At 61.2% G+C, this 14,625-nt stretch carries 16 protein-coding genes; 10 read left to right on the forward strand and 6 right to left on the reverse strand.

Annotated elements, in window-relative coordinates; all coding sequences use genetic code 11:
• Positions 1-131 precede the first annotated feature (131 nt).
• From HBN98_RS09305 to HBN98_RS09350, 10 genes are read left to right on the forward strand one after another with little or no spacing between them, the layout of a single operon-like run.
• Positions 132-1,094 (forward strand): YbgA family protein, encoded by a 963-nt coding sequence (locus tag HBN98_RS09305; protein ID WP_083367936.1) that lies wholly within the window; start codon positions 132-134, stop codon positions 1,092-1,094.
• Positions 1,094-2,035 carry a MerR family transcriptional regulator gene (locus tag HBN98_RS09310; RefSeq protein WP_064589156.1) on the forward strand — a complete coding sequence of 314 codons (942 nt, stop codon included), beginning with the start codon at positions 1,094-1,096 and terminating at the stop codon, positions 2,033-2,035. Before HBN98_RS09305 ends, HBN98_RS09310 begins: the two co-directional genes overlap by 1 nt.
• Positions 2,036-2,046: 11 nt before the next feature.
• The gene (phrB, locus tag HBN98_RS09315; RefSeq protein WP_083369401.1) at positions 2,047-3,492 is read left to right on the forward strand and encodes a deoxyribodipyrimidine photo-lyase; all 1,446 of its coding nucleotides are present in this window, start codon (positions 2,047-2,049) and stop codon (positions 3,490-3,492) included.
• A complete protein-coding gene (locus tag HBN98_RS09320) occupies positions 3,485-3,907 on the forward strand; it encodes a nuclear transport factor 2 family protein (RefSeq protein ID WP_064589157.1) in 423 nt (140 codons plus the stop codon). The genes phrB and HBN98_RS09320 overlap by 8 nt, the downstream gene beginning before the upstream one ends.
• Positions 3,904-4,686: an SDR family NAD(P)-dependent oxidoreductase gene (locus tag HBN98_RS09325; protein WP_083367935.1), complete on the forward strand. Its 783-nt coding sequence runs from the start codon at positions 3,904-3,906 to the stop codon at positions 4,684-4,686. Before HBN98_RS09320 ends, HBN98_RS09325 begins: the two co-directional genes overlap by 4 nt.
• Positions 4,683-5,930 (forward strand): NAD(P)/FAD-dependent oxidoreductase, encoded by a 1,248-nt coding sequence (locus HBN98_RS09330; RefSeq protein WP_083367934.1) that lies wholly within the window; start codon positions 4,683-4,685, stop codon positions 5,928-5,930. Before HBN98_RS09325 ends, HBN98_RS09330 begins: the two co-directional genes overlap by 4 nt.
• Positions 5,927-6,742, forward strand: coding sequence for a DUF1365 domain-containing protein (locus HBN98_RS09335; RefSeq protein ID WP_083367933.1), 816 nt, complete (start codon positions 5,927-5,929; stop codon positions 6,740-6,742). Before HBN98_RS09330 ends, HBN98_RS09335 begins: the two co-directional genes overlap by 4 nt.
• Entirely contained in the window at positions 6,729-7,994 is a 1,266-nt protein-coding gene (locus tag HBN98_RS09340; protein WP_083367932.1) for an SAM-dependent methyltransferase, read from the forward strand. Before HBN98_RS09335 ends, HBN98_RS09340 begins: the two co-directional genes overlap by 14 nt.
• Positions 7,987-8,478 (forward strand): DUF2878 domain-containing protein, encoded by a 492-nt coding sequence (locus HBN98_RS09345; RefSeq protein ID WP_083367931.1) that lies wholly within the window; start codon positions 7,987-7,989, stop codon positions 8,476-8,478. The genes HBN98_RS09340 and HBN98_RS09345 overlap by 8 nt, the downstream gene beginning before the upstream one ends.
• A gap of 52 nt (positions 8,479-8,530) precedes the next feature.
• A complete protein-coding gene (locus HBN98_RS09350) occupies positions 8,531-8,836 on the forward strand; it encodes a YkgJ family cysteine cluster protein (protein WP_064589163.1) in 306 nt (101 codons plus the stop codon).
• A gap of 130 nt (positions 8,837-8,966) precedes the next feature.
• Here HBN98_RS09350 and HBN98_RS09355 read toward each other — a convergent pair whose 3' ends face one another.
• From HBN98_RS09355 to hemA, 6 genes are all read right to left on the reverse strand, one after another.
• Positions 8,967-9,485: an acyloxyacyl hydrolase gene (locus tag HBN98_RS09355; RefSeq protein ID WP_064589164.1), complete on the reverse strand. Its 519-nt coding sequence runs from the start codon at positions 9,483-9,485 to the stop codon at positions 8,967-8,969.
• A 112-nt stretch (positions 9,486-9,597) separates the two neighbouring features.
• A complete protein-coding gene (murI, locus tag HBN98_RS09360; protein ID WP_083367930.1) occupies positions 9,598-10,389 on the reverse strand; it encodes a glutamate racemase in 792 nt (263 codons plus the stop codon).
• Entirely contained in the window at positions 10,382-11,137 is a 756-nt protein-coding gene (locus HBN98_RS09365; RefSeq protein ID WP_064589166.1) for a molybdopterin-synthase adenylyltransferase MoeB, read from the reverse strand. The genes murI and HBN98_RS09365 overlap by 8 nt, the downstream gene beginning before the upstream one ends.
• The gene (prmC, locus tag HBN98_RS09370; protein WP_064589167.1) at positions 11,131-11,961 is read right to left on the reverse strand and encodes a peptide chain release factor N(5)-glutamine methyltransferase; all 831 of its coding nucleotides are present in this window, start codon (positions 11,959-11,961) and stop codon (positions 11,131-11,133) included. Before prmC ends, HBN98_RS09365 begins: the two co-directional genes overlap by 7 nt.
• A complete protein-coding gene (gene prfA, locus HBN98_RS09375) occupies positions 11,962-13,044 on the reverse strand; it encodes a peptide chain release factor 1 (protein ID WP_064589168.1) in 1,083 nt (360 codons plus the stop codon).
• Positions 13,041-14,327: a glutamyl-tRNA reductase gene (gene hemA, locus HBN98_RS09380; protein ID WP_064589169.1), complete on the reverse strand. Its 1,287-nt coding sequence runs from the start codon at positions 14,325-14,327 to the stop codon at positions 13,041-13,043. The genes prfA and hemA overlap by 4 nt, the downstream gene beginning before the upstream one ends.
• Between the last annotated feature and the right edge of the window lie 298 nt (positions 14,328-14,625).

A 14,625-nucleotide genomic window follows, 5' to 3' on the forward strand; every position in this document is an offset into this window, starting at 1 on the left:
GCTCACTCCTGCAGCGGATTGGGGAGTCCGCAAAAACTTATACAAACCATTTGACTTGTACACGCATGAATCTATGCTGTTAAAAGTTGTACAGGAATAACATCCTGTACAGGAATAGATTCGAGGTGTGCATGTCCGACCTTTCTGCTATCCGGCCCAAAATCGCCATCAGCGCCTGCCTGATGGGCGCCGAAGTGCGCTACAACGGCGGGCACAAGGAATCGCGGCTGTGCAGCCGCACCCTGGCCGAGCATTTCGAATTCGTCCCGGTATGTCCTGAAGTCGCGATCGGCCTGGGGATTCCTCGTGAGCCGATCCGCCTCGTGGGCAACCCGGACAATCCTGAGGCAGTCGGCACCGTCAACCCGGCGATCAACGTCACCCAGCCCTTGGCGGCCTACGGCGAGAAAATGGCCGCAGAGCTCACAGACATCTGCGGCTATATCTTCATGCAGCAATCGCCGTCCTGCGGTCTGGAACGGGTCAAGGTCTATCACGCCAACGGCGCACCGGTGAACGGCGGCGGACGTGGCATCTACGCTCAGGCGTTCTGTGCGCAACACCCGGATTTGCCCGTGGAAGAAGCCGGGCGCCTGAACGATCCGGTGCTGCGAGAAAACTTCATCACCCGCGTGCTCGCCTACAGCGAATGGCAACACGTGCTGAAACAAGGCCTGAGCCGTCGCGCACTCACCGAATTCCACTCGCGCTACAAATACCTGCTGATGGCCCACAACCCGGTGCAGTACAAAGCGCTGGGCAATCTGCTGGGCAACATGGGCAAGACCAATCCGGTCGAGCTGGGCCCGCGCTACTTCAGTGAGCTGATGGCAGCCTTGAAAAAATGCGCCACCCGCCGCACCCACAGCAATGTCCTGCAGCACATCAGCGGCTACCTGAAGCAAGCCCTCAGTGCCGAAGACAAACAGGAAGTGCAGCACATCATCGGCCAGTACCGTCACGGCATCGTACCGTTGGTGGTGCCGCTGACGCTGCTCAAGCATCACTTTCGCCAACACCCGGATCCTTACATTGCGCAGCAGGTTTACCTGCAGCCGCATCCGGAAAACCTCAGCCTGCGAAACGCCATTTAATGAACGACACACTCGACAGCAGCGCCCGGGAAGACCTGGGTGCAGACTTCAAGAAAGCCCTCGACGAGGGCTGGCTGCCCATCCGCGAAGTCGCGCGCCAGACCGGCGTCAACGCCATCACCCTGCGCGCCTGGGAGCGTCGTTACGGCTTGATCGTGCCGCAGCGAACACCCAAGGGCCATCGCCTGTACTCCAGCGAACACGTGCAGCGAATCCTGACCATCCTCACCTGGCTTAACCGCGGTGTGGCAGTGAGTCAGGTCAAGCCCCTGCTCGACACTCCGCAAGCCTTCGCCGAATCGGTGGAAAGTGACTGGCAACGCCTGCGTCAGGCCTTGCTCAGCGCCGTCACCCAGCTTGATGAACGCGATCTCGACGACAACATCAACCAGGCCATGGCGCTGTATCCGCCACGCACGCTGTGCGAGCAATTGCTGCTGCCGCTGCTGACAGAACTGGAGCAGCGCTGGCAGGGCCAGTTCGGTGCGCAGATGGAACGGGTGTTCTTTTATTCGTGGTTGCGCAGCAAATTCGGTGCGCGCATCTACCATAACAACCGACAGCTGCACACCGCGCCGCTATTGTTGATCAATCACTCCGACCTGCCACTGGAACCGCACCTGTGGCTGTGCGCGTGGCTGATCAGCAGTGCCGATTGCCCGGTGCAAGTATTCGACTGGCCGCTACCGGCCGGAGAACTGGCACTGGCGGTCGAGCACCTGCAGGCACGTTGCGTACTGCTGTATTCCAGTAAAGCCATGAACCTGGCGCAGCTGCCAAAACTGCTGAATGGCGTCAGTGCTCCAAAAATGCTGGTCGGACCAACGGTATGCATCCACCAGACCGAGTTGTCCGTAAGAACAACTGAAATCGCTGATTTGTTCCTGGCTGAAGATTCGCTCTCGGCACACCAGGCACTCGTTCAGCGCGGGCTGATTTAATGGACACCGCCATGCAATTGATCTGGCTGCGCAGCGACTTGCGCCAACATGACAACACTGCCCTCGAGGCTGCCGCTGCGCGCGGCCCGACGGTGGCCGTGTATCTGTTGAGTCCGCAGCAATGGCTGGAGCATGACGATGCCGCGTGCAAGGTCGATTTCTGGCTGCGCAATCTGCGTGAACTGAGCGCCGCCCTCGGCGAGCTGAACATCCCGTTGCTGATCCGCACGGCTGCCCATTGGGATCAGGCCCCGGCGGTGCTGCTCGACCTGTGCGTGCGTTTGAATATCCAGGCGGTGCACGTCAACGAAGAGTACGGCATTCACGAAAGCCGTCGCGACGCAGCGGTGGCCGTGAGCCTGAAGACCAAAGGCATCGCCTTCCACAGTTACCTTGATCAGCTGCTGTTCAAGCCCGGTACGGTCCTGACCAAGACCGAGACTTATTTCCAGGTATTCAGCCAGTTTCGCAAGGTCTGTTACGAACGCCTGCACCGCTCAATACCCGCGTTGGTCAAGACGCCGGGCAAACAGGCGAAGCTGAAAATCGACAGCGATCCGGTACCGGCATCCGTCGAGGGTTTTGCAACGCCTGGCGAGTCCTTGCGCGCACTGTGGCCGGCCGGCGAACAGGAAGCCCGGCGTCGCCTCGATACCTTTGCCGATGCGCAGATCGACTACTACCAGAGCGAGCGCGACTTTCCGGCCAAGCCCGGCACCAGCCAACTCTCGGCCTATCTGGCCGCCGGGGTGATCTCGCCGCGTCAGTGTCTGCACGCCGCGCTGCAAAGCAATCAGGGCGAGTTCGACAGCGGCAAGGTCGGCGCCGTGACCTGGATCAACGAGCTGCTGTGGCGCGAGTTCTACAAGCACATTCTGGTCGGTTATCCACGGGTCTCGCGTCATCGCGCCTTTCGCCCGGAAACCGAAGCCCTGGCCTGGCGTAACGCGCCCGAGGATCTGGCCGCGTGGCAAGAGGCGCGCACCGGTTTGCCGATCATCGACGCGGCCATGCGCCAACTGCTGGAAACCGGCTGGATGCACAACCGCCTGCGCATGGTGGTGGCGATGTTCCTGACGAAAAACCTGCTGATCGACTGGCGTGAAGGCGAACGTTTCTTCATGCGACATTTGATCGACGGCGATCTGGCGGCGAACAACGGCGGCTGGCAGTGGAGCTCTTCGACCGGTACCGATTCGGCACCGTACTTCCGCATTTTCAACCCGCTGAGCCAATCGGAAAAATTCGACAGCGAAGGCCTGTTCATCAAGCACTGGCTGCCTGAGCTGGCCGGGCTGAACAAGAAAGAAGTGCACAACCCGGCCAGTGCCGGCGGGCTGTTCGGCATCGCAGACTATCCGTCGCCGATCGTCAATCTTGGGGCCTCACGGGAACGGGCGCTGGCCGCCTTCAAGAACCTGCCCGCGCGTGCGTCCACGGGAGAGTTCCATGAGTGAATTCCTGCGCCGCTTCGCCCGCCAGTTTGCCGAGTTGGACAAGGACAACCTGCAACGCCTGGGCGAGCTGTACAGCGACGACATTCATTTCACCGACCCGCTGCATGAAGTCCAGGGCCTGACGCAACTGCGGCATTACTTCAGCGAGCTGTACGCCAACGTCAGCGAACTACGCTTCGACTTCCACGGATTCGACCAGACCGGCGACGGTGAAGGTTACTTGCGCTGGGTCATGAGTTACCGCCACCCGCGGCTGGCGGGTGGCCAAATGATTCGCGTGGCCGGGTGCTCGCACCTGTTGTGGCGCGACAAGGTTTATCGCCACCGGGATTACTTCGATGCCGGGGCACTGCTTTATGAACATTTACCCGTATTGGGCCGGGTGATCGCTTGGCTGAAAAGGAGAATGGGATGAGTCGTACAGCTCCACGGCGGTATTGGCTGACCGGTGCCAGCAGTGGCATCGGTGCAGCGCTGGCCGAAGATATTTTGAAAAGCGGTGCGCACCTGGCTGTCAGTTCGCGGCAGACGGCGCCGCTAAAAGTGTTGTCGCAACGCTACCCGGGGCAAGTGCTGGTGGTCGCGGGCGATTTGACCAACAGTCAGACCGTGCGCGAGATCGGCCAGCAGATCGAGCAGGAGTGGGGCTCGCTCGACAGCGTGATCCTCAATGCCGGCACCTGCGAGTACGTCGACGCCCGGCAGTTCGACGCCTCGATCATCGAACACGTGGTGCGCACCAATCTGCTCGCCAGCAGCTATTGCATCGAGGCCGCCCTGCCGCTGCTGCGCAAAGGCACCGCGCCGCATCTGGTGGGAATGGCCAGCTCCGTGACCTACCTGCCGCTGCCCCGGGCCGAAGCCTATGGCGCGTCGAAAGCCGGGCTGCGTTACCTGTTTGAATCGCTGCGTATTGATCTGGCGGAAGAGGGCATTGAAGTCACCATCATCAGCCCGGGCTTTGTCGAAACGCCGCTGACGGCCAAAAACGATTTCCCGATGCCATTGAGCTGGCCTGTGGATAAAGCCGCCCGGCACATTTTCGCCAAGCTCAAGGATCGCCCTCTGGAAATCGCCTTTCCAGCACTGTTCATGGCGGGACTGTGGCCTCTGTCGAAATTGCCGGCGCGCCTGCAACTGGCGATCGGCAAGCGCATGGTGCGCAGCAACCCACCGCTGCGGGATCCACTATGAAAATCGCCATTGTCGGCAGCGGGATCGCAGGCCTGACCTGCGCCTACCTGCTCAACCGCCGACATGAAATCACGGTATTCGAGGCCAGCGACTGGGTCGGCGGCCACACGCACACCGTGCAGGTGACCGTCGATGGCCGCGAATACAACGTGGACACCGGTTTCATCGTGTTCAACGACTGGACCTACCCGAACTTCATCCGTTTGCTCGGCCAGCTCGGCGTGTCGTTCAAACCCACCGAAATGAGCTTTTCGGTGACCGATCCGGACACCGGCCTGGAATACAACGGCAATAACCTCAACAGCCTGTTTGCCCAGCGGCGCAACCTGCTGTCGCCGGGTTTCTGGGGCATGTTGCGCGACATCCTGCGCTTCAATAAAGAAGCCCAGCGCGACCTCGCCGAACAGCGCATCGCCGCCGACACCACCCTCGACGATTACCTCAAGGCCGGCGGCTACGGCGAACGTTTCATCCTGCATTACATCGTGCCGATGGGGTCGGCGATCTGGTCGATGCCGATGGCCGAGATGCTCAATTTTCCGCTGCAGTTCTTTGTGCGTTTCTTCAAGAACCATGGCCTGCTGTCGGTCAGCGATCGCCCGCAATGGCAGGTGATCGAGGGCGGTTCCAGCGCCTACGTTGCGCCACTGACGGCGGCGTTCAATGACAAGATTCGCCTTAACTGCCCGGTGACCCGCATCGACCGTGACGAACACGGCGTGGTGATCCACAGCCCGGCCGGCATCGAGCGTTTCGATAAAGTCGTGCTTGCCTGCCACAGCGACCAGGCCCTGCAACTGTTGGCCGACCCGAGTCAGGCAGAACGTACGATCCTCGGCGCCCTGCCGTATGCCGATAACGAAGTGGTGTTGCACACCGATACCCGCCTGCTGCCGACCCGCAAACTCGCCTGGGCCAGCTGGAACTATCGGCTGAATGGCGCCGGCCACACCCACGCCGCCGTCACCTACGACATGAACATCCTGCAAGGGATCAAGAGCGATACCACCTTCTGCGTCAGCCTCAATCAGAGCGCCGGCATCAGCCCGTTCAAGGTGCTCGCCAAATACACCTACGCCCACCCGCAATTCAGCCTCGCGGCGGCCGCAGCGCAGAATCGTTGGGCCGAGCTGGATGGCGAACAGCACACCCACTATTGCGGTGCCTATTGGGCCAACGGTTTCCATGAGGACGGCGTGGTCAGTGCATTGCGTGTGGCGGCCGCGTTCGGGGAAAACTTATGAACAGCGCCCTGTACAGCGGCTGGATCGGCCATCGACGCTTTGCGCCCAGACGCCATGAGTTCCGCTACCGGATCGGTCTGCTGTACCTCGATCTGGCCGAGCAGGACGCCGTGTTCGGGCTATCGAAACTCGCCAGCCGCAGCCGCTTTGCGCCCTTTTCGTTTCGCGAAACCGACTACCTGAAAACCTTCACCGGCAGCGGCATGCGCCTGATCGATGCGGTGCGCCAACAGGTCGGTGCCGCCCTCGGTCATGAGCCGCAAGGCGCGGTCTGCGTGTTGACCCAACCGCGCAGTTGGGGTCTGGCCTTCAATCCGGTGAGTTTCTTTTATTGCCATGAAGCCGATGGGCAGCTGGCGGCGATTCTCTGCGAGGTGACCAACACCCCGTGGCGCGAGCGTTACCACTACGTGTTGCCGGCCCGTGCACCGGTCGATCTGCAGGACTTTCACCAGCATTTCGCGGTGGCCAAGGCCTTTCACGTCTCGCCGTTCCTGCCGCGCGATCTTGAATACCGCATGAGTTTCAGCCCGGCCGCGCAAACCCTCGGCGTACACATGGCCGACTGGCAAGGCGAGCAGAAACTGTTCGACGCCACGCTCAACTTGCAGCGCGAGCCCCTCGACCGTCGCAGCCTGCATCGCTACTTGTGGCGTTTTCCGTGGATGACCGCGAAAACCTGCCTGGCGATTTATTGGCAGGCCGTGCGTCTGTTGCTCAAGCGTGCTCCGATTTTTGCTCATCAGGCTGCCGACGGCAGCTTTCAAATCGCCACTGTGCCTCCCAAGGAGCACCGCCATGAAATCCTCTAGCCTGTCGGTCAGTCGCCTCAGCACCAACGGTTTGACCGGTTCGCTGCTTCGTCGCGGCGTCTTGCGGCAACTCAGTCAACTCAAAAACGGGCAATTGCTGGTAGTCGAGGACGGCGAGCGGTTGATGTTCGGCACGCCTGGCAGCCACCTGCTTGGCGAAATCCATGTGCAGGATGCAGCGGTCTGGGGGATGGTGGCCGGCAACGGATCGATTGGCGCTGGCGAAGCCTTTATCCACGGTTACTGGAGTTCGCCGGACCTGACAGCCGTGGTTCGCGTATTCGTCAGCAACCTCGACGTGCTCGACGCCATGGAACGCGGTCTGGCGCGCCTGAGCCGGCCACTGGTGCAAGGCCTGCACTGGCTCAATCGCAACACGCGCAAGGGTTCGCAGAAAAACATCGCCGCGCATTACGACCTCGGCAACGACCTGTTCGAACAATTTCTCGACCCGACCATGATGTATTCGGCCGCGCAGTTCCTCACCCCTGAAGACACGCTGGAACAGGCACAACTGAACAAGCTGGAACGGATCTGCCAGAAGCTCGCCCTCAAGCCCAGCGACCACCTGCTGGAAATCGGCACGGGTTGGGGCAGCATGGCGATCTACGCGGCGCAGCATTACGGCTGCCGCGTCACCACCACCACCCTGTCGAAAGAGCAGTACGCATTTACCGCCCAGCGCGTAGAGGCACTGGGCTTGCAGGATCGGGTGACGCTGCTGCTCAAGGACTACCGCGACCTCACCGGCGAATACGACAAACTGGTGTCGATCGAGATGATCGAAGCAGTCGGCCATCGCTTCCTGCCGACCTATTTCAAGCAATGCGCGCAACTGCTCAAGAGCAACGGCTTGATGCTGTTGCAGGCGATCACCATCCGCGAGCAGCGCTATGAACAAGCCCGGCGCAGCGTCGACTTCATCCAGCGCTACATCTTCCCCGGAGGCGCCCTGCCCTGCGTGCAGAAGATGCTGGAAATCGTCGGCCGCGAGACCGACATGAACCTGCTGCACATGGAAGACTTCGGCCTGCATTACGCCCGCACCCTGCGCCTGTGGCACGAAAACTTTCGCCGTGCCCACGGGCGCCTGACTGAGCTGGGTTACGACGATTACTTCCTGCGGTTGTGGGAGTTTTACCTGTGCTACTGCGAAGGCGGGTTCCTGGAGCGCACCATCGGTACCGCGCAACTGGTCCTGGCCAAACCGGCGGCGATGCCGGCGCCGCTGCTCGGGCGCTTCGATGCCTGAACGACTGGCCAATGCCGTGCTGTTCCAGGTCGGCTGGCTGGCCTGCGTGATCGGCGGCAACAGCCTGTGGCTGCTGTTGGCACTGGCGGTGCTGGTGATCCATCTGGGCTGGATCAGCAGTTGGGCGGCGGAAGGTCGCTTGATCCTCAGCGTGGTGCTTGTCGGCACGGCGGTGGACAGCGTGTTGCGGGCCGCCGGGGTGTTCGCGTTTGAGGATCCGTCACCGCTGATTCCACTGTGGCTGATGCTGCTCTGGGCCCTGCTCGCGACCACGTTGCGCCACTGCCTGCAATGGAGCGCCCGGCCGTGGTGGCTGGCCAGCGTACTCGGTGCAGTGGGCGGTGCCGTGTCGTACTACGGGGGCGGACAGTTGGCCGGGGTGCAATTTCCCTACGGCGAATGGCCGACCCTGATCGGCATCGGTCTGCTATGGGCGCTGCTGTTTCCGTTGTTGCATTACATGGCCCGGCGCCTGAGCCACTGAGCGTCTGTCAGGGCTTTCACACAGTCACCGGCCACTGCCTTACACTGCCGCCATGAAAACCATTGCCCACCATCAAATCGACGAACCCGCAGTCACCTGCTCGACCTGCGCCGCTTGTTGCTGTCAGCTTGAAGTGATGCTGATCACCGATACCGGCGTGCCTGAGCGCTTTATCGATACCGATGAATGGGGCGGTGAAGTCATGCTGCGTCTGGACGACGGCTGGTGTGCGGCGCTGGATCGCGACAGCATGATGTGCACGATCTACGAGAAACGTCCGCTGATCTGCCGGGAGTTCGAGATGGGCGCCCCGGAGTGCCTTGAAGAGCGCAAAGGAATTGCCACGGCGTACCGCTGATCTTGCAACACCACAAACCAATGTGGGAGCGAGCCTGCTCTCGAAGGTGGTGTATCAGCCAACATCAATAGTGACTGAAACTCCGCTTTCGCGAGCAGGCTCGCTCCCACAAAGGTCAGGTGTGTAGCTTTTACAGCGGCATCGTGTAATGCAGCGCGTAACTTTCTACACCGTCGTTGTTACTGCTCAGGCCGGCGTTGGAATAGTGCGTCGCACGGATACCGACTTCATGCCCACCAGTGAAACGCAGGCCAAAACCGATACGGTCTTCAAACTGAAAGGAACCGCCAATGTTGTTGCTTTCATACTTGGTGTTGGAGAACGCTGCTACACCAATCCCCGCTTCAACATACGGTTTGACCGACTGACCGGCAAACTCGTAGACGAACACCGGCGAGAACGACAAGCTGTTGTTGCTCGACGTCTTGTCGCCTTCCCAATACGTGTAAGCGCCGCTCCAGTAACCGGTCACACGACCGACATCACTTTGCAGCCAGCTCTGATCCCAGTCGAAATTCATGCCCAGGCGATAAGTCATTGTCGAATCGCTGGTTGCACCCACTGCAAACTCAACGCCTGCGGCTTGTGCGGTAAAACTTTGCCCCATTAGTGCAGCCGCAATCGCGGCCAAGCAGAATAGTCGCTTCACTTTGAAACTTCCTTTTCCGGAACGATCGTTTGGTTTTCTAGTAAACCCAGCGGTATAGAAATCAGCGCTTGAGAAGAAGTTCAGCTGACTTTTTAGATATTTCACATTTTTTTTACAAGCTGAATCTTTCAACGTCACCGGCGACTTGGCCCAGCAGGGGCAGGGTGTTGCGGAAGAACTGAGGATCGGCACTGGTCCAGAATCTGACCGGTCGGTTCGGCCCCGCGGCGAGCAGATCACGTTCGGCCAGCAACCGCTGCAGTTGCCGCGCCACAGCCGCGCCAGTGTCGATCAGGCTGATGCTTTCGGGGAGCATCGACTTGAGCATCGGCTTGAGAAACGGATAGTGGGTGCAGCCGAGGATGATCGTGTCGCAACCATTGGCCAGCAGCGGCTCGACATAGTGCTGCAGCAATGCGCGCAACTCGGCGCTGTGCAGATCACCGCTTTCAATCAGCTCCACCAGACCAGGACACGGCTGGGTGATGACCCGCACATCGGTGGCGAAGCGGTCGAGCAACGCGGTGAACTTGGCACTCTGCAACGTGCCGGTGGTGGCGAGCACCCCGACCACACCGCTGCGGGTCGCGGCAGCGGCGGGTTTGACCGCCGGCTCCATGCCAACGATTGGCCAGTCAGGGAAATCCCGGCGCAGGTCGGCGACAGCGGCCACCGTGGCGGTGTTGCAGGCGATCACCAAGGCCTTGGCGCCCTGCTCGCGGAAGAATCCGGCCATCACGTTACAGCGCAGGCGGATGAACTCGGGGGATTTCTCACCGTAGGGAATGTGCCCGCAATCGGCGAAATACAGCAGGGATTCATGGGGCAGCAAACGCTGGATCTCGGCCAGTACCGACAAGCCGCCGACACCGGAATCGAACACCGCGATTGGTGCCTCACGCATGCTGCGAACCACAAACGCTGCAGCCCGGGTCGCGCTTGACCCGCAATTCACGGAAGCGTGAACCCAAGGCATCGATCAGCAGCAAGCGGCCGACCAGTGGCTCGCCGAAACCGACCAGCACCTTCAGCGCTTCCAGCGCTTGCAGACTGCCGACCAGCCCTACCAACGGCCCGACCACACCGGCTTCGCTGCAAGTCAGCTCGGCCTCGCTGCCATGCCCGTACAAGCAGTGGTAGCACGGACTTTCCGGGCGACGCGGGTCGAACACCGACAACTGCCCTTCCAGACGAATTGCCGCACCGCTGACCAACGGTTTGCACGCCGCGACGCAAGCGGCATTCACCGCTTCGCGGGTGGAAAAATTGTCGGAGCAGTCGAGCACCAGGTCCACTGCGGCAACGGCGGCGGCCAGCGAGTCTTCGTCCAGCGCCTGACGATGGGCAACCAGTTGAATCTCGGGATTGATCGCGCCCAGGCGCTTGAGCGCCGAGTCGACCTTGCTCATGCCGACGCTGTCAGTGTCATGGATGATCTGGCGCTGCAGGTTGGTCAGGTCGACCGTGTCGAAATCCGCCAGGTGCAGCTCACCGACACCCGCCGCCGCCAGATACAGCGCAACCGGCGCGCCGAGTCCGCCAAGGCCGACAATCAACACGCGGCTGTCCTTGAGCTTCAGTTGCCCATCGATGTCGATGTGTTGCAGCAGAATCTGCCGGCTGTAGCGCAGCAACTCCTGATCATTCAGCACGGCAGGCGCCCCAGGCTGATCCGTTGATGGCCGCCCAGATCGGTACGGCTGTGGACTTCTTCGAAACCGCGAGTAAGCAACAGATCACGCACGGCCTCGGCTTGATCATAGCCGTGTTCGAGCATCAGCCAGCCAGCGGCTTCAAGATGCTCCGGAGCCTGGGCGACAATCAGGCGCAGATCGTCGAGCCCGTCGACACCGGCGACCAGTGCACTGGCCGGCTCGAAGCGCACATCGCCTTCGACCAGATGCGGGTCGGTGGCGGCGATGTACGGCGGGTTGCTGATGATCAGATTGAAACGCTGGCCTGCGAGGGCGCTGAACCAGTGACTGCTCAACACCGTGGCGTTGCTCAGGTTCAGGCGCTGGCGATTGCGCTCGGCGAGGGCCACGGCTTCGAGCACGCGATCCACCGCCGTGACCTGCCACGCCGGGCGTTCGCTGGCCAGGGCCAGGGCGATCGCGCCGCTGCCCGTGCCCAGGTCGAGGACGCTTGCCGGGGTTGCCGCCAGCAATTCCAGTGCAGCTTCGACCAGCAATTCGGTGTCCGGACGCGGGATCAGGGTGTGCGGCGCGACTTCCAGGTCGAGCTTCCAGAAACCTTGCTGACCGAGGATGTAAGCCACCGGCTCACCGCTGCGACGTCGCTGCAGATACTCGGTAAAAACCAGCACCGCTTCGCTGGGCACAATGCGCTCGGGCCAGGTGTGCAGGAAGCTGCGCGGCTTGCCCAGCGCCGCCGCCAGCAGCAACTCGGCATCCAGGCGCGCGGTGGGCGAGTCCGGCAGTTCGGCGGCGCGCAACAAGCTGGCAATGATGGTCATTTATTCACCTATCGCCGCAAGTTGGTCGGCCTGGTACTCGGCCAGCAAAGGCTCGATCACCGCGTCAACGCCACCGGCAAGAATTTCGTCGAGGGAGTACAGGGTCAGGTTGACGCGATGGTCAGTGACCCGGCCCTGGGCAAAGTTGTAGGTGCGGATGCGCTCGGAGCGATCGCCGGAACCCACCAGCAGCTTGCGCTCGCTGGCAATCGCGTTGGCCGCTGCGGCGGTCTGCTGATCGTTGAGCTTGGCCGACAGCCAGGCCATCGCCCGCGCACGGTTCTTGTGCTGGGAACGTTCTTCCTGGCACTCGACGACGATTCCGGTCGGCAAGTGAGTGATGCGGATCGCCGAGTCGGTCTTGTTCACGTGCTGACCACCGGCCCCGGAGGAGCGGTAGGTGTCGACGCGCAAGTCCGCCGGGTTGATCTCGATCGTTTCCTGCTCGTCCGGCTCCGGCAACACCGCCACGGTGCACGCCGAGGTGTGGATGCGGCCCTGGGATTCGGTGGCCGGTACACGCTGAACGCGGTGCGCGCCGGACTCGAACTTCAGCTTGCCGTAGACATTGTCGCCTTCGACCCGGGCAATGACTTCTTTATAGCCGCCGTGCTCGCCCTCGTTCTCCGAGAGAATTTCCACACGCCAGCCACGGCGCTCGGCGTAACGCGAATACATGCGGAACAGGTCGCCGGAGAAGATCGCCGCCTCGTCACCACCGGTGCCGGCGCGGATTTCGAGGAACACGTTGCGCCCGTCGTTCGGATCTTTGGGCAGCAACATGCGTTGCAGGTCGGATTCCAGCGTGATCAGCAGTTCTTTGGCTTCGCGGACTTCTTCCACGGCCATTTCGCGCATGTCCGGGTCGCTGTCCTTGAGCAGCGCCTGGGCGCCTTCAAGATCGCTTTGCACGCTGAGCAGCTTTTTATAGGCGGCGACGACCGGCTCAACTTCGGCGTATTCCTTGGAATAGGCGCGGAACTTGGCCTGATCGGAAATGACTTCGGCGTCGCCGAGCAGCGCGGTCAGTTCCTCGAAACGGTCCTGGAGGATGTCCAGCTTGTTGAGCAGTGACGCTTTCATTGCGGTTTTTTATCCGAAAAACTATCCGGTGAGCCCTCGAGGGCAAAGAGTTCCTGGGCCATGGCCAGCGCATCGAGGCGGCCTTCGGCAGAAAGCTTTTTCAGTTGCACGCTAGGCGCATGCAGCAGTTTATTGGTCAGGCCACGGGCCAGTTGCCCGAGCACCTCTTCGGCGTTGCCGCCGTTGGCCAGCAGACGCAGGGCTTTTTGCAGCTCCTCGTCGCGCAGGCGTTCACTCTGTTGCCGATAGGCCTTGAGCACATCGACCGCCGCCAGTTCGCGCAGGCGCACCATGAAATCGTCGGCGCCGACCGAAACCATCTCCTCCGCCGCCTGGGCTGCGCCCTGCCGGCTCTTGAGGTTTTCAGCGACCACTTCGTGCAGATCGTCGACGCTATAGAGGTAAACGTCGTCGAGCTCGCCGACTTCCGGCTCGATATCCCGCGGTACGGCGATGTCGACCATGAAGATCGGCTTGTGCTTGCGCTGCTTCAGCGCGCTTTCGACCGCGCCCTTGCCGAGAATCGGCAACTGGCTGGCGGTCGAACTGATCACGATATCGCTGCGCACCAGCTCCGCCGGAATGTCCGAGAGCAACACCGCATGCGCGCCGAACTGCTCGGCCAGCAGACTGGCGCGCTCCAGCGTACGGTTGGCAACCACGATGCGCTTGACCCCCAGCTCATGCAAATGGCGGGCGACCAGGGTGATGGTCTCGCCGGCGCCGATCAGCAGCGCCTGACTGCGTTGCAGGTCGCTGAAAATCTGCTTGGCCAGACTGACCGCGGCAAACGCCACAGACACCGGGTTTTCGCCGATGGCGGTGTCGGTGCGCACCTGCTTGGCGGCATTGAACGTCGCTTGAAACAGGCGCCCCAGCAGCGGGCCGATGGTGCCGGCCTCGCGGGCCACGGCGTAGGCCGATTTCATCTGCCCGAGGATCTGCGGTTCGCCCAGCACCAGCGAGTCGAGCCCGGAGGCGACGCGCATCATGTGACGAACTGCCGCATCATCTTCGTGCACATAAGCACTGGCGCGCAGCTCATCGAGGCTTAAATGGTGATAATCAGCCAGCCAGCGCAGGACCAGATCAGCAGAAACCTGATCCTGTTCTATATAAAGCTCACTGCGATTGCAGGTGGAGAGGATCGCAGCTTCGCGGCTGTCGGTGAGTCGGCAGAGCTGCTGCAAGGCCTCCACCAGCTGCTCAGGGGTAAAGGCCACGCGCTCGCGGACGTCTACTGAAGCAGTCTTGTGGTTAATACCGAGTGCAAGGAAGGCCATTCATGGTCGCTGATGGTGACGTGAAGCCGGCAATTGTCCTACTTCGTCAGATTCAGAACAACTATTGGATATCTATCGCCCTTATTGTATCCACTGCCTGCTGCGATCCATTCTCGTTCATGTACACATCGCCCCCGTAGAAGCTGCCGCAGGCGGCGATCTTTTGATTCTGGTTTTTGCGGATCAGAAGCCAGATCAAAAGCTCGCAGCCTGCGGCAGCTCCTGCACGGGATAGCGTAAATTGCCTGAGCGGTTATGTTTGGCCGAAGGCTTGTGTCATGATGATCCGACCGCAGGT

The organism is Pseudomonas koreensis (assembly GCF_012986595.1).
GTDB classification, from domain to species: domain Bacteria; phylum Pseudomonadota; class Gammaproteobacteria; order Pseudomonadales; family Pseudomonadaceae; genus Aquipseudomonas; species Aquipseudomonas koreensis.

Coding starts and splice junctions, on each gene's coding strand:
- HBN98_RS09305 (WP_083367936.1), top strand. CDS start 132: ATGTCCGACCTTTCTGCTATCCGGCCCAAAATCGCCATCAGCGCCTGC.
- HBN98_RS09310 (WP_064589156.1), top strand. CDS start 1,094: ATGAACGACACACTCGACAGCAGCGCCCGGGAAGACCTGGGTGCAGAC.
- phrB (WP_083369401.1), top strand. CDS start 2,047: ATGCAATTGATCTGGCTGCGCAGCGACTTGCGCCAACATGACAACACT.
- HBN98_RS09320 (WP_064589157.1), top strand. CDS start 3,485: ATGAGTGAATTCCTGCGCCGCTTCGCCCGCCAGTTTGCCGAGTTGGAC.
- HBN98_RS09325 (WP_083367935.1), top strand. CDS start 3,904: ATGAGTCGTACAGCTCCACGGCGGTATTGGCTGACCGGTGCCAGCAGT.
- HBN98_RS09330 (WP_083367934.1), top strand. CDS start 4,683: ATGAAAATCGCCATTGTCGGCAGCGGGATCGCAGGCCTGACCTGCGCC.
- HBN98_RS09335 (WP_083367933.1), top strand. CDS start 5,927: ATGAACAGCGCCCTGTACAGCGGCTGGATCGGCCATCGACGCTTTGCG.
- HBN98_RS09340 (WP_083367932.1), top strand. CDS start 6,729: ATGAAATCCTCTAGCCTGTCGGTCAGTCGCCTCAGCACCAACGGTTTG.
- HBN98_RS09345 (WP_083367931.1), top strand. CDS start 7,987: ATGCCTGAACGACTGGCCAATGCCGTGCTGTTCCAGGTCGGCTGGCTG.
- HBN98_RS09350 (WP_064589163.1), top strand. CDS start 8,531: ATGAAAACCATTGCCCACCATCAAATCGACGAACCCGCAGTCACCTGC.
- murI (WP_083367930.1), bottom strand. CDS start 10,389: ATGCGTGAGGCACCAATCGCGGTGTTCGATTCCGGTGTCGGCGGCTTG.
- prmC (WP_064589167.1), bottom strand. CDS start 11,961: ATGACCATCATTGCCAGCTTGTTGCGCGCCGCCGAACTGCCGGACTCG.
- prfA (WP_064589168.1), bottom strand. CDS start 13,044: ATGAAAGCGTCACTGCTCAACAAGCTGGACATCCTCCAGGACCGTTTC.
- hemA (WP_064589169.1), bottom strand. CDS start 14,327: ATGGCCTTCCTTGCACTCGGTATTAACCACAAGACTGCTTCAGTAGAC.